The organism is Nakamurella sp. PAMC28650, from assembly GCF_014303395.1.
In the GTDB taxonomy this organism is placed as follows: Bacteria; Actinomycetota; Actinomycetes; order Mycobacteriales; family Nakamurellaceae; genus Nakamurella.
Window position 1 is genome coordinate 1,987,610 of record NZ_CP060298.1, and the last position, 12,421, is coordinate 2,000,030.

Genomic DNA, 12,421 nt, shown 5'->3' on the forward strand with positions numbered 1-12,421 from the left:
CCCCTGTCGAACCACTGGTCTCCCATGGCGGTTCGATCGCCGTCATCGCAGTTGTCCTTGTCGTAGGCCCCGGTACCGGTCCGGTCCGGGTGCGGTCCGGTGGTGTCGTGGTCGATCTGCTGCTGGTGGCCGGTCGATGTGCTGTGCCGGTTCCTGCATCGGCCCTGCTTCCACGGAATCCGCCCTGTTCGAGATTACCGTCGAGGCCGTGATGCATCCCGTCGGTCCCCTCAATTCCCGGGTCTACTGGCTTCGTCGGGTCAGCGTGATCGTGGCGGCCGTCATCGTGCTGATCGGCGTTGGTTTCCTGGTCATCCAGAAGACGAAGCGGACCGCCGCCAACCGGTCCGGTGCCGCGGTCGTGGCGAGCGGATCCTCGGCACCGACCCTGACGGGCGTGCTCGCGTCCCGCTCGGCGTCGCCCCCGGTGTTGTCTGCGTCGGTCCCCCCCAGCAGCTCGGCGCTCTCGAGCTCGTCGAAACCGATGAGCGCGACCGTCACGAAGACCTCCGCGCCGTCGAGCAAGCCCACGACGATGCCCGCGAGTACCTCGGCTGCCCAGACCACCGCTGCGAAGACCACCGCTGCGAAGACCACCGCCGCGAAGACCACCGCCGCGACCACCCCCCCCGCCAAGGCGGGTCCCGCGAAGACGACTCCGCCGAGTACCACGGCGAGCTCCACTGCGCCCACGAAGGCCGCGACCTCGACGACGCCCCCGAAGCCGACCAGCGCGTCGCCGCCGGCGCCGACCACCGATGCGCAGGGCCGGCTGCTGTGCCCCGATGCGTCGCTCGCGCTGGTCGCCAGTACCGGTGCCCCCAGCTTTGCGCCCGGGGTGCAGCCCACGCTCGGCGTCTCGGTGCGGAACACCGGTGCGGTGACCTGCACACGTGACCTGTCCGGCGGCCTGCAGGTCTTCACGGTCTTCTCGGCGGCGGGTGCCCGGATCTGGTCCACCTCCGACTGCTTCCCCGGCACGGGGACCGACATCCGGACGTTGGCCGCCGGTCAGGTCGAGCAGTACAACATCAAGTGGTCCGGCGCCACGTCCTCTCCAGGATGTACGGCAGCCAGGGTCCAGGTTCCGGCCGGTCGGTACCAATTGCGGGTGGACATCGGTTCGCTGCGAGCAACCCCGGCGGTCTTCGCCATCGGGTGACCGACCTTCACCGACTCCGAGCGACCTCTACCGACTCCGGCCGTCGGGGTGAGAGGCGCCGGAGGGTGACCGGGCCCTACAGCGGAGCGCCGTACCGGTCGACGATGGAGGACTCCGCCAGCCGCGACAGCCCTTCACGAACCATCCTGGCCCGGCTCTCGCCCACACCGTCGACCAGCTGGAGGTCGGCGGCGGTGGCGGCCAGCAGGCCCTGCAGGTTGCCGAAGTGGGTGATCAGCCGGTCCAGCACGGCGGGCGGAACCCGTGGGATGCCCCCGAGCAGGCGGTATCCCCGGGGGCTGGTCGGGGTGTCGAGGATGTCCAGCTGGGCCGGGTATCCGAACACCCTGGCCACCGCAGCCAGGTCGAGGATCTCGGTTTCGCCGAGCCGGCGCAGGCCGGCGATGACGTCCTGGACGTCGCGATCGAAGTGTTCGGCCGGCAGGTAGTCACGGATCAGCAGTTCACGCATCTCCTCCGTACCGCTGACCAGCTCGTCGAGCTGCAGCCCCAGCAGTCTCCCGTCGGTACCGAGCTCGATCACGCTGCTGGTGAGCTCGTCGGCGATACGCCGCACCATCAGGAGGCGCTGGAGGACCGTCATCGCGTCGCGCAGTGTCGCGAAGTCCTCGATCTCGAGGGCGGAGAGCGAGGCCGTGACCTCGTCGAGGCGGAACTTGTAGCGCTGAAGGGTGGCCAGGGCCTGGTTGGCCCGACCCAGGATCGTCGACGGTTCGGCCACCACGTGACGGACGCCGCCGAAGTACAGGCTGATGATCGCCATGGAGTGGCTGACGGCGATCACCGGTAGGTGCGTCTGGAGACCGGCGCGTTCGGCGGTGCGGTGCCGGGTGCCCGACTCCACGGTGGGGATCGAGGCATCGGGCATCAGCTGGACGTTGGCCCGCAGGATCTTCGTCGCGTCGTCGTTGAGGATGACGGCGCCGTCCATCTTGGACAGCTCGCGCAGCCGGGTGGGGGAGAACTCGACGTCGAGCCGGAAGCCGCCGTCGCACATCGCCTCGACGGTCGGGTTGTACCCCAGAACGAGAAGTGCCCCGGTCCGGCCGCGCAGGATGCGCTCCAGACCCTCGCGCAGCGGTGTGCCCGGAGCGATCCGGGCGAGTACTTCCCGTTGGGCCGAGAGTGCCTGCCGTTCGTCGACCACACGTACCCCCCAGTCAGCCGTCTTGGTGGAATTCTGCGCGGAATACTGCGGTGGGACACGGTCCCACCGCGTGAGTGAGTCGTCCGTTGTCGTCATCAAGGCTTGGTAAGTCTAGATGGCCGGGAGTAGGCACCACTGTGATGAGCGGCATCGGGAGCTGGTGATACCACCGGGTGGGCCCCGGTTCACTTCGCCTTGCGTTCGAGCCACCGGACGACACCGGCGTCGTTGCCGAGGGCCCGCATGGCCGCCCCGAGATCTTCCACCCGATCGACGCGCATCCCCGCGGGGCGCTGGACATCCCCACCGGCCGGGATGACGGCGTGATCAAAACCGAGCCGCGCGGCCTCGGCCAGCCGTCGCTCCATGTTCTGCACGGGCCTGATCTCGGCGGAAAGGCCCAGCTCGCCGAACATGATCAGCCCTGGTGCCAGCGGGATGTCGCGCACCGAGGACCAGACCGCCATCGCCAGCGGAAGGTCGGCCCCCGGCTCGACCACCTTGACGCCGCCGACGGTCGCGGCCAGCACCTCGCGCTTTGCCACGTTGACCCCGCCGAGTCGATGCAGGACGGCCAGCACCAGGGCCGCCCGGGAAGCGTCAAGGCCCGACAGCGTGCGTCGTGGGGGACCCTCGCTGTCAGCGGCGCCGACCAGGGCCTGCAATTCGACCGGGATCGGCCGCAGGCCCTGCATCGTCACGGTCGAGCAGGTCCCCGGAATGTGCAGTTTGCGGCCGGACAGGAACAGACCTGAGGCATCCGTCAGGCCGACGATGCCGTTCTCGACCATCTTGAAGCAGCCGACCTCGTCGGCCGGGCCGAATCTGTTCTTGACCCCACGGATCAGCCGGAGCGGGGAATTGCGATCCCCTTCGAAGTGCAGGACCACGTCGACGAGGTGTTCGAGCACCCGTGGACCGGCGATCGCCCCGTCCTTGGTGACGTGCCCGACCAGTACGCATGCGATGCTCCGCTCCTTGGCGATGGCCGTCAGCGCCGCTGCCACCGCCCTGACCTGGGTGACCCCACCTGCGGAGCCGTCCACCTCCGACATCGAGACCGTCTGGACCGAATCCAGGATCAGCAGCCCGGGAGCGACCGCATCGATGTGGGCGAGCACGGCGGACATCTCGGTTTCGGCGGCCAGGAACAGGTTCGGATGGATGGTGCCCATCCGGTCCGCCCGCATCCGGACCTGGGCGGCCGATTCCTCGCCGGTCACGATGAGCGCGGGTGTGCGGTGCGTCCTGGCCCAGGCATGGGCAGCGGCCAGCAGCAGCGTCGACTTGCCGACGCCCGGTTCGCCGGCCAGCAGCACCACCCCGCCCGGCACCAGGCCGCCACCGAGCACGCGGTCGAGTTCGGCGACGCCGCTGGGGCGGGCGCTCACCTGACTGGCGTCGATCTCGCCGATCGGTCGCGCCGGCGCGGTGACCGGGCCGGCCGTCACCTTGCGCAGGATCGTCCGGGTGGCACCGACCTCCGACAGGCTGCCCCAGGCCTGGCAGTTCGGGCATCGGCCTGCCCACTTGGGCACGGAGGCCCCGCACTCGGTGCAGTGGAATGCGGGTCGTGCAGCCTTGGCGCCAGCACGGGACGCACTCGACCCGCCCCCGCTCGCACGCTGCGGTGTCGAACTCAGTGGGGTTGCGCGCTGCGGGAAGGACGAGTTTCCTGACATGCATCGAACACTAGTTCAGCCCACCGACAGCCCGGCTGCGACAGGCGGAGACGCTCGTCCAGAGGCCGGGCGACGCGAGGACGCCTGACGGGTTCGGGCGTGGATCAGCCGCCCGCGGAGGCCGGCGCACCCGAGTTGTAGACGTTCGGAGCCTCGGTGGGCTGCAGGTTGATGGTGGGGCGTCCGGTGGTGCGCTCCTCCGGAATCTCCAACGGGACGTTGATCGTCAGGCTCCCCGAGGTGAAGTTGAACGTCACCGGGACCGACTGCCCGTAGTTCACGGCCTTTGTCAGACCGACGAGGGTGATCTTGACGCTGGCTCCGGTGAAGTCGGTCAGCGTCTGGGCCGGCAGGGACGTCGCGCCGCCGATCTGGACGGAGGAGGCGGCGGGGCTGGTGATACCGGTCAGCCTGTCGGCCTTGACGCCGTCGTTCGACACGTACAGCTGCATCGGCACGCTGGCCCCCTGGGCGTAGTCGGACCCGTCGGGCGACGCCAGGAGGGCATTGCGGACACCGATGTGACCGACGGTCCCGTTCGCGCCGTCGATGGCGGCGACCTGGTTGGCGGTCTGCGCGATCTGACCGGACGAGCACCCGGCCAGGGTGAGCGCCGCAGCCGTGGCCACGGCCACGAGCAGTCGGCGTGGCAGGCGGGCGGTGCGGGACACGGCGGTTCCCCTTTTTCTCGACGAAGACGTAGGTGCTGGACGGCAACCAGGTGGGTCGCCCGGCGACCTGACCACAGATTAGTCGGCTGCGCAGCCCCCGTGTGCGCCGGGCGCGTTCCGGAGTTCGTTGCAGAGCCTGCCGGCGCTCGGCTCGTCCCGGGGGAACGCCCCCGGGCGCAACGGTTCTCGCCGCCCATCCGACCTCGGCGAAGGCGGCCGGTGTGATCGCGATCGGACCGGTGACCGTCGGCGGAACGGGTGACCGCCCCGTCGTCCCGGGCGCCGGCAATGCACGCAGAGCGTTGGTTGTCAAGGCTCATCGGTGCGCCCTGACCTGCGGCAACGAGTCGAACGCCGCGTGCAAGACGTGTTAAGATGGTGATATCGAAAGGGGTACCAGACACATGGTTTTCAAGGTCGGCGAAACTGTCGTCTACCCCCATCATGGGGCCGCTCTGATCCAGGCCACCGAAACGCGGATCGTGAAGGGCGAGGAGCGACTCTACCTCGTGCTCAAGGTCGCCCAGGGCGATCTGACGGTCAAGGTTCCCGCGGAGAACGCGGAGATCGTCGGCGTTCGTGATGTGGTCGACCAGACAGGACTGAACAAGGTGTTCGACGTGCTTCGCGCACCGCACACCGAAGAGCCAACGAACTGGTCGCGCCGCTACAAGGCGAACCTGGAGAAGCTGGCCTCCGGCGATGTCAACAAGGTGGCCGAAGTGGTCCGCGATCTCTGGCGACGCGACAAGGAACGCGGGCTCTCGGCCGGCGAGAAGCGGATGCTGGCCAAAGCCCGGCAGATTCTCGTGTCCGAGCTCGCGCTCGCCGAAGGCACGAACGAGGACAAGGCCGAGGGCATCCTCGACGAGGTACTTGCTTCCTGATCCACGGCCGATACCGGTGACGTCGCTACGCCAGATCGAACAGAGGCGCATCGCTGTCATCGGGTACTCGCGGAGGACCGGCACGACCACCGGGGGACCGGTATGACCATCGTGGCGCTGGTGCCGGCGGCAGGTCGTGGTGAGCGGCTCGGAGCTGGGGTTCCCAAGGCTTTTGCGATGGTCGGTTCCGAGCCGATGCTGGTCCACGCCGTTCGCCGTCTCCTGGAGGCAGGCGTCGACGAGGTCGTCGTCGCCGTCGGTCCCGACGAGCTGGAGATGGCGACCGGCCTGCTGGGCGAGGTGGCCAAGGTGGTCGTCGGTGGAGCCGATCGGGTGGCCTCCGTCCGAGCTGCGCTGCAGCATGCAGATCCGGACTCCGACGTGATCCTGGTCCACGACGCAGCCCGCGCGTTCGTGCCGGTCGACGTGATCCGCGCGGTGATCGAAGCGGTCCGAGGTGGTGCGGCCGCCGTGGTCCCGGTTCTGCCGGTGGTCGATACGATCCGTTCCGTCGCACCATCGGCCGTCGTCGATCGCAACAATCTGCGGGTGGTGCAGACCCCGCAGGGCTTCCATCCGGAAGTGCTCAGACGAGCGCACGCGCTCGCTGCCGCAGAAGGTCTGTCGGCCACCGATGATGCCGGGCTCGTCGAGCGGACGGGTCTACCCGTCACGCTGGTCCCCGGACATCGATCCGGCTTCAAGATCACCACCCCGGTCGACCTCGAGGAGGCCAGAAGAATGGTCCCCGGCACCGGTCCACGGGTGGGCAGCGGTCTCGATGTCCACCCGATCGAGGTCGGACGTCCGTGCTGGGTCGCCGGACTCCTGTTCCCCGATGACGACGGTTGCGACGGTCACTCCGACGGGGACGTGGTGGCGCATGCACTGTGCGACGCGCTGCTGTCCGCGGCCGGTCTGGGTGATCTCGGTGCGGTGTTCGGGACCTCGGACCCGCGCTGGTCCGGGGCATCCGGAGCCGTTCTCCTCACCGAGGTCGTCGGTAGGGTCACCGCGGCCGGCTTCACGATCGCGAACGCCACCGTGCAGCTGATCGCCAACACCCCCAGGCTGGCACCGCGACGACTCGAGGGCGAGCGGTTGCTGACCGCAGTGATCGGTGCGCCCGTGTCGATCGCCGGCACCACCACCGACGGTCTCGGCCTGACGGGGCGTGGCGAGGGGCGGGCCGCGATGGCGACCGCACTGATCCTGGGCCGCTGACGCCACCGGACCACCTCGGTCACCGACCTGCTCACCGAGGTCACAGCCGGCCCCCGGCACATGGCAAGGTTGTTTTCCATGACGACCATTGCCATCCTGGGTGCCGGCAAGATCGGTGAGGCGCTGCTGGCGGGCGTGCTCGCGGCGGGCCGTGCCCCCAACTCGCTGATGTTCACCGAGCGGTATCCGGCCCGCGCCAGCGAGCTGACCCAGCGGTACGGCGTCCGAGGGGTCGAGACGGACGTCGCCGCCCGTGAGGCGGACGTCCTGGTGGTGGCCGTGAAACCGCAGGACATCGATCCGCTGCTGACGGCGCTGGCCGGATCGATCACGCCGGGAACTCTCGTCGTATCGCTGGCCGCCGGCCTGCCGACGAGCCTGTACGAGCGTCATCTGCCGGCCGGGACGCCGGTCGTCAGGGTGATGCCGAACACGCCGATGCTGGTCGGTGAGGCGATGAGCGCGATCTCGCCGGGCACCCATGCCACTGCTGATCATCTGCAACTGGTGGAGGACCTGCTGTCCTCCGTCGGCAAGGTCGTGCGGGTTCCCGAGAAGCAGCAGGATGCGGTGACGGCACTGTCCGGATCCGGTCCGGCCTACTTCTTCTTCCTCGTCGAGGCGATGATCGATGCCGGCATCCTGCTGGGCCTGCCCCGCGACGTGTCCACGCAGTTGATCATCCAGTCCGCCGTCGGCGCGGCCACCATGCTGCGGGACTCCGGTGAGCATCCGGTGGCCCTGCGGGAGGCCGTCACCTCGCCGGGTGGCACGACGATCGCTGCCATCCGCGAGCTGGAGAACCACGGTGTGCGCGCCGCCCTGCTCTCTGCCATCGAGGCTGCGGCGCTGCGGTCGGCTGCGCTCGGCCAGGCGCACGACTGACCCCGGCTGAACCCTTCGACGACCCTCGTCGTGTCCATGGGAAGAAGATCCTTTCCGCCCACGACGAGGAGAAAACCGTTGAACAGCAAGAGATTTCTGACGATGACGGCTGCCCTGATCGCAGTCGGCGGGCTGGTGCTGAGCAGTTGTTCCAGTACGTCGACGACGGCTGCCGCTCCGCCCGCCACGTCCGGTGCTGCCCAGCCGGGCGCCGCTTCCAGCGCGCCGGCCGTCGCCCCCGCGTCGAGCGCGCCCGCGCCGAGTGCGCCGGTCTCCAGTGCGCCGGTCTCGATTGCAGCGGCTGCTGCCGACGATCTGAAGGTGGCGTCCACCAAGCTCGGAAACGTCATCGTCGACGGCAAGGGGATGACGGTGTACTACTTCACCCCTGACAAGGCCGGGTCCGGCAAGAGCGCCTGCTCCGGTCAGTGCCTGACGGCATGGCCCGCAGTCGTCCCTGCTGCGGCGGCCCCGGTGGCGACTGGGGTGGCGGCGAAGCTGGGCTCGATCACCAGGGTGGACGGGACCAGGCAGGTGACGGTCGAGGGTCGTCCGGTGTACACCTTCGCGTTCGACAAGGCGCCGGGCGATGTCACCGGTCAGGGCGACAAGGGGGTCTGGTACGTGATCAGCCCGAGTGGCGCGCAGATCGGCGGCGCCGCCGTCAGGACCACTGCTCCGGCGAGCGCGGCGACCGATCTGAAGGTGGCGTCCACCAAGCTCGGGAAGGTCATCGTCGACGGCAAGGGGATGACGGTGTACTACTTCACCCCTGACAAGGCCGGGTCCGGCAAGAGCGCCTGCTCCGGTCAGTGCCTGACGGCCTGGCCCGCGGTGGTGCCGAAGGCGGCGACCCCGACGGCGACCGGGGTGGCGGCGAAGCTGGGCTCCATCACCAGGGTGGACGGGACCAGGCAGGCGACGGTGGACGGCCGTCCGGTGTACACCTTCGCGTTCGACAAGGCGCCGGGCGATGTCACCGGTCAGGGCGACAAGGGAGTCTGGTACGTGATCAGCCCGAGCGGAGTTCAGATCGGCGGCTGAGTGCCCAGGTCGCCAAGTCTCACGCACACCTCAAGTTCGATCACGGCGTGTCACGGAGAAAATTTCCCGAAGACCGGGTAAAGGTCACCCATCGCTTTAGTCCCACCCGTACCGCTACAGTTCAGGGAGCACGGGCGTGATGTCCACCGGAGGGGAAGCCGGCGGCGCGATCCGTGCTGGAAGACGGTGCCCAATGGCTGGAGAGCCACACGACCCTGTCCACCGGGATTCGCCGTTGGCAGAGATGAAGTTCTTGACGGTGGCCGAGGTTGCCGCCGTCATGCGGGTGTCCCGCATGACGGTGTACCGACTCGTCCACTCCGGTGAGTTGCCCGCCGTGCGGGTCGGTCGATCCTTCCGGGTGCCGGAGAGGGCTGTCCACGAGTACCTGAGAGCGGCGTACAACGACGTCGGCTGACCGAGCGATCAAGTTCTCCTCCCTGCATGGAACCGGCCCGTGAGTGGGCCGGTTCGATGCGGTCCGGACACAGCCTGACCGGCCGGTAGACTCGGGACCGGAAGTAGCCGAGCAGGCCTTGCTGCGAACGACACACGTCGCACTCGGAAATCGGTTCACCGTCAACAAGTTCCTTTCACCACGCCGGCGTCAGCCGTCGGCTCGTCTAGGCAAGAAGGTCTGCACATGGGTTCTGTGATCAAGAAGCGCCGCAAGCGGATGGCGAAGAAGAAGCACCGCAAGTTGCTTCGCAAGACCCGAGTGGCCCGTCGCAAGGCCGGCAAGTAACCAGGGCCGGGTAGTCGCCACCAGTACGTTGACCGGCGCGCAGAACGATCGATGCCGCGGCCTCACCGCCGCGACGGTCGTTCTGCGCGCTTCGTCATCTCCGGAACGGACGGGTCGATGACCGGTGTGACGGTGCTCGTCACCGGCGTCACCAGATTCATCGGTTCCTCGCTGGCCGGGTTGCTCGCCGCGCATCCGGCGGTCGACCGGGTGATCGGGGTGGACGCCGCCCTGCCGGAGCCCGCCGCCCGGCTGCGGATGGGCGAAGCCGAGTTCGCCAGGGCCGACATCCGCAATCCGCTGATCTCCAAGGTCATCGAGGCAGCCGGCGTGGACACCGTCGTGCACGCGTCTGCCTCCTCGACGCCGAGCGGCTCGGCCGCCAGGACGATGGCCAAGGAGATGAACGTCCTCGGCACCATGCAGCTGCTGGCCGCCTGCCAGCGGTCCGAGAACGTGCGGAACCTGATCGTCCGGTCGACGGCCGCCGTCTACGGCGGCTCGTCCCGGGATCCGGCGGTCGCGACCGAGGAAACCATGGCCCGATCGGTGCCGTCCACCGGGCTGGCACGGGACGCCATCGACATCGAGGGATACGTGCGCAGCTTCGGCCGCCGCCGGCCCGACGTCCGGGTGGCCGTTCCGCGATTCTCCGAGATCATCGGGCCCACCGTGCGGACCCCGTTGACCAAGTACTTCTCGATGACGCCGTTCGTGCCGATCTCCGCGGGACGCGACGCCAGGCTGCAGCTGGTCCACGAGTCGGATGCGGTGGCGCTCATCCAGCATCTGGTGCTCGGTGACTTCGCCGGCATCGTCAACGTCGCCGGCGACGGCGTCATGACGGTGGCCCAGGCCATCCACCGGGCCGGGCGGCTGCCGCTGCCGATCCCGTCCCCGGCGCTGGAGAGCGTCGGGCGCCTGCTCCAGCTGATGGGCATCGGCGGGTTCGCCGGGTTCTCCGCCGCGCAGATCCGGCTGCTGTCGGCGGGGCGGGTCCTGGACACCACCCGACTGCGTGACGAGGTCGGGTTCACCCCGCGCTTCTCCACCACCCAGGCGTTCGACGACTTCGCCGGCCGCCTCTTGCCGGCGCTGGACCCACGTTCGGTCCGTGAGGCCGAGCTGAGGGTCGCGTCGTTGATCGGGGTCCGTGCCGAGCCGATGGCCGTCCGCCGGGTGCGCCGTGGTCCGGACGCCACCCCGACCATCACACCCGACATCACTCCCCGGCCGGCGGCGGGACGGACGTCGGGCGAGATCGCCGAGCCCTTCCGGCCCCGGTTGTTCAGCATCGACGGTGAGGTCGGCCGTTCGACCCCGTCACGGTCGTCACGGCCCGCAGGGAGGAAGAAATGACCACCGACGGATCCGACACGGCGGGCCGGTCCCGCCCGGCGCCCCCGCCAACGCCGGGTGCGGTCACCGCGGAGGTCGGCTGGAAGGCCGGCCTGGCCGGTTCGCTGGCGTTCCTCCGCCGCCGGCTGACGGGGGAGTACGAGGTCGACGACTTCGGGTACGACGCCGACTTCAACGAGCACCTGTTCCTCCCGCCGCTGCGACTGCTCTACGAGAAGTGGTTCCGGATCGAGGCCATCGACATCGAGAACATCCCAAGGACCGGCGGAGCACTGCTGGTCGCCAACCACTCCGGCACGGTGGCGGTGGATGCCGTGATGACGGCGGTCGCCGTGCACGACCACCACTCTGCGCACCGCCCTGTCCGGATGCTCGGCGCCGACCTGATCTTCGACACCCCGGTGCTGGGCCCGTTGGCCCGTCGGGCGGGCAACACCCTGGCCTGCAACGAGGACGCCGAGCGACTGCTGAACTCAGGCGAGGCGGTCTCGGTGTTCCCGGAGGGTTTCAAGGGCGTCGGCAAACCGTTCTCCCAACGCTACAAACTGCAGCGCTTCGGCCGGGGCGGTTTCGTGTCCGCGGCCATTCGGACGGGGGTGCCGATCATTCCGTGCGCGATCGTCGGCGCCGAGGAGATCTACCCGATGATCGCCAACATCAAGCCGCTGGCCCGCGCGCTCGGCCTGCCCTACTTTCCGGTCACGCCGACGTTCCCGCTCCTCGGGCCGCTCGGGGCGATTCCGCTGCCGAGCAAGTGGCTGATCGAATTCGGCGAGCCGATCCAGACGTCGGAGCTGCCCGAGGGCGCGGCCGAGGACCCGATGGTGGTCTTCAATCTCGCCGACCGTGTCCGCGAGACGATCCAGCAGTCCCTCTACCGCCTCCTGCTGCGGCGCGGGCACCCGTTTCTCGGCTGAATCCGTCGGCGGACCAGCATTCCGCAGGCCGGCCAGACCCGTTCGTCCCGGACGGAACCGTGTCGCCTATCCTGACGTCAGATGGGTCCGTTCGTCCCTTTTGAGCATATCCAGGAGCCCCCGAAATGTCTGAACCCGTGTCCGGCTGGTCCGACTACATCGATGCGTCGAGTTCCTCGGACGTGGTGGGTGACTACAGCTCGGCAGCCGATCTGTCCGCCGAGACCGGGGCGCAGGCGCAGGATCTGGCCGACACGGCCGCCGATCCGTCGGCCGGCGATGATCTCCAGGCTGCCGCCGGTGACCTCTCCGATGCCGGTACGTCCTACGACGAGGCCGCGGTGAACGCCGATTGGTCGAACTGGCACAGCGACATCGCAGACGCCGCGGCGGCCGATGCGCAGTCGGCGCTGGACTCGGCCTCCGCGGATGCGCAGGCGGGGAACACCGACGCGGCCCAGGCCGACCTGAGCAGCGCCGAGAGTTCGATGGACACCGCCGACAGCCACGCCGATGCTGCCGCGTCCTACGACAGCAACACGGCCTGGGATGCCGCGGCCGGCGACAGCTCCATGGCCGACGCCTCTGCCGATGTGGCCTCGGCCGACGCGAGCTCGTCGTACGACGCGAGTTCGTCGTACGACGCGAGTTCGTCGGATACGGGCGCGGCGGAGTAG

Annotated in this window: 14 protein-coding genes; 10 read left to right on the forward strand and 4 right to left on the reverse strand. The window is 69.0% G+C overall.

Going from position 1 to position 12,421, the window contains the following annotated elements; translation table 11 throughout:
- Nucleotides 1-243 precede the first annotated feature (243 nt).
- Nucleotides 244-873 (reverse strand): hypothetical protein, encoded by a 630-nt coding sequence (locus tag H7F38_RS08990; RefSeq protein ID WP_187093770.1) that lies wholly within the window; start codon nucleotides 871-873, stop codon nucleotides 244-246.
- Nucleotides 874-880: 7 nt separating this feature from the next.
- On the opposite strand from H7F38_RS08990, the gene H7F38_RS08995 reads away from it, so the two are divergent.
- Entirely contained in the window at nucleotides 881-1,162 is a 282-nt protein-coding gene (locus H7F38_RS08995) for a hypothetical protein (RefSeq protein WP_187093771.1), read from the forward strand.
- A 76-nt stretch (nucleotides 1,163-1,238) separates the two neighbouring features.
- Here the strand turns inward: H7F38_RS08995 and disA are convergent, their stop codons facing one another.
- From disA to H7F38_RS09010, 3 genes are all read right to left on the reverse strand, one after another.
- Nucleotides 1,239-2,426, reverse strand: a complete 1,188-nt coding sequence (disA, locus tag H7F38_RS09000) for a DNA integrity scanning diadenylate cyclase DisA (protein WP_187093772.1) — start codon at nucleotides 2,424-2,426, stop codon at nucleotides 1,239-1,241.
- Nucleotides 2,427-2,515: 89 nt separating this feature from the next.
- A complete protein-coding gene (gene radA, locus H7F38_RS09005; protein WP_370531306.1) occupies nucleotides 2,516-3,868 on the reverse strand; it encodes a DNA repair protein RadA in 1,353 nt (450 codons plus the stop codon).
- Between the two features lie 248 nt (nucleotides 3,869-4,116).
- A complete protein-coding gene (locus H7F38_RS09010) occupies nucleotides 4,117-4,683 on the reverse strand; it encodes a copper chaperone PCu(A)C (RefSeq protein ID WP_187093774.1) in 567 nt (188 codons plus the stop codon).
- A 404-nt stretch (nucleotides 4,684-5,087) separates the two neighbouring features.
- Between H7F38_RS09010 and H7F38_RS09015 the strand changes: the two genes are divergently transcribed.
- From H7F38_RS09015 to H7F38_RS09055, 9 genes are all read left to right on the forward strand, one after another.
- Nucleotides 5,088-5,570 carry a CarD family transcriptional regulator gene (locus H7F38_RS09015; protein ID WP_090476199.1) on the forward strand — a complete coding sequence of 161 codons (483 nt, stop codon included), beginning with the start codon at nucleotides 5,088-5,090 and terminating at the stop codon, nucleotides 5,568-5,570.
- A gap of 102 nt (nucleotides 5,571-5,672) precedes the next feature.
- On the forward strand, nucleotides 5,673-6,794 hold the full coding sequence (ispD, locus tag H7F38_RS09020; protein ID WP_187093775.1) for a 2-C-methyl-D-erythritol 4-phosphate cytidylyltransferase: 1,122 nt from the start codon (nucleotides 5,673-5,675) through the stop codon (nucleotides 6,792-6,794).
- Nucleotides 6,795-6,872: 78 nt separating this feature from the next.
- Entirely contained in the window at nucleotides 6,873-7,679 is an 807-nt protein-coding gene (gene proC, locus H7F38_RS09025) for a pyrroline-5-carboxylate reductase (RefSeq protein ID WP_187093776.1), read from the forward strand.
- Nucleotides 7,680-7,757: 78 nt separating this feature from the next.
- The gene (locus H7F38_RS09030; protein ID WP_187093777.1) at nucleotides 7,758-8,723 is read left to right on the forward strand and encodes a hypothetical protein; all 966 of its coding nucleotides are present in this window, start codon (nucleotides 7,758-7,760) and stop codon (nucleotides 8,721-8,723) included.
- A gap of 193 nt (nucleotides 8,724-8,916) precedes the next feature.
- On the forward strand, nucleotides 8,917-9,141 hold the full coding sequence (locus H7F38_RS09035; protein WP_187093778.1) for a helix-turn-helix domain-containing protein: 225 nt from the start codon (nucleotides 8,917-8,919) through the stop codon (nucleotides 9,139-9,141).
- A 225-nt stretch (nucleotides 9,142-9,366) separates the two neighbouring features.
- Nucleotides 9,367-9,468 (forward strand): 30S ribosomal protein bS22, encoded by a 102-nt coding sequence (locus tag H7F38_RS09040; protein ID WP_015746237.1) that lies wholly within the window; start codon nucleotides 9,367-9,369, stop codon nucleotides 9,466-9,468.
- Nucleotides 9,469-9,585: 117 nt separating this feature from the next.
- Nucleotides 9,586-10,827, forward strand: coding sequence for an NAD-dependent epimerase/dehydratase family protein (locus H7F38_RS09045; protein WP_187093779.1), 1,242 nt, complete (start codon nucleotides 9,586-9,588; stop codon nucleotides 10,825-10,827).
- Nucleotides 10,824-11,744 carry a lysophospholipid acyltransferase family protein gene (locus H7F38_RS09050; RefSeq protein ID WP_187093780.1) on the forward strand — a complete coding sequence of 307 codons (921 nt, stop codon included), beginning with the start codon at nucleotides 10,824-10,826 and terminating at the stop codon, nucleotides 11,742-11,744. The genes H7F38_RS09045 and H7F38_RS09050 overlap by 4 nt, the downstream gene beginning before the upstream one ends.
- Before the next feature lie 125 nt (nucleotides 11,745-11,869).
- On the forward strand, nucleotides 11,870-12,421 hold the full coding sequence (locus H7F38_RS09055) for a hypothetical protein (RefSeq protein ID WP_187093781.1): 552 nt from the start codon (nucleotides 11,870-11,872) through the stop codon (nucleotides 12,419-12,421).

What these genes read in the sequence shown, in the direction of transcription:
- disA (WP_187093772.1), bottom strand. Translation starts at nt 2,426, where the DNA reads ATGACGACAACGGACGACTCACTCACGCGGTGGGACCGTGTCCCACCG.
- H7F38_RS09015 (WP_090476199.1), top strand. Translation starts at nt 5,088, where the DNA reads ATGGTTTTCAAGGTCGGCGAAACTGTCGTCTACCCCCATCATGGGGCC.
- ispD (WP_187093775.1), top strand. Translation starts at nt 5,673, where the DNA reads ATGACCATCGTGGCGCTGGTGCCGGCGGCAGGTCGTGGTGAGCGGCTC.
- proC (WP_187093776.1), top strand. Translation starts at nt 6,873, where the DNA reads ATGACGACCATTGCCATCCTGGGTGCCGGCAAGATCGGTGAGGCGCTG.
- H7F38_RS09035 (WP_187093778.1), top strand. Translation starts at nt 8,917, where the DNA reads ATGGCTGGAGAGCCACACGACCCTGTCCACCGGGATTCGCCGTTGGCA.
- H7F38_RS09040 (WP_015746237.1), top strand. Translation starts at nt 9,367, where the DNA reads ATGGGTTCTGTGATCAAGAAGCGCCGCAAGCGGATGGCGAAGAAGAAG.
- H7F38_RS09045 (WP_187093779.1), top strand. Translation starts at nt 9,586, where the DNA reads ATGACCGGTGTGACGGTGCTCGTCACCGGCGTCACCAGATTCATCGGT.
- H7F38_RS09050 (WP_187093780.1), top strand. Translation starts at nt 10,824, where the DNA reads ATGACCACCGACGGATCCGACACGGCGGGCCGGTCCCGCCCGGCGCCC.
- H7F38_RS09055 (WP_187093781.1), top strand. Translation starts at nt 11,870, where the DNA reads ATGTCTGAACCCGTGTCCGGCTGGTCCGACTACATCGATGCGTCGAGT.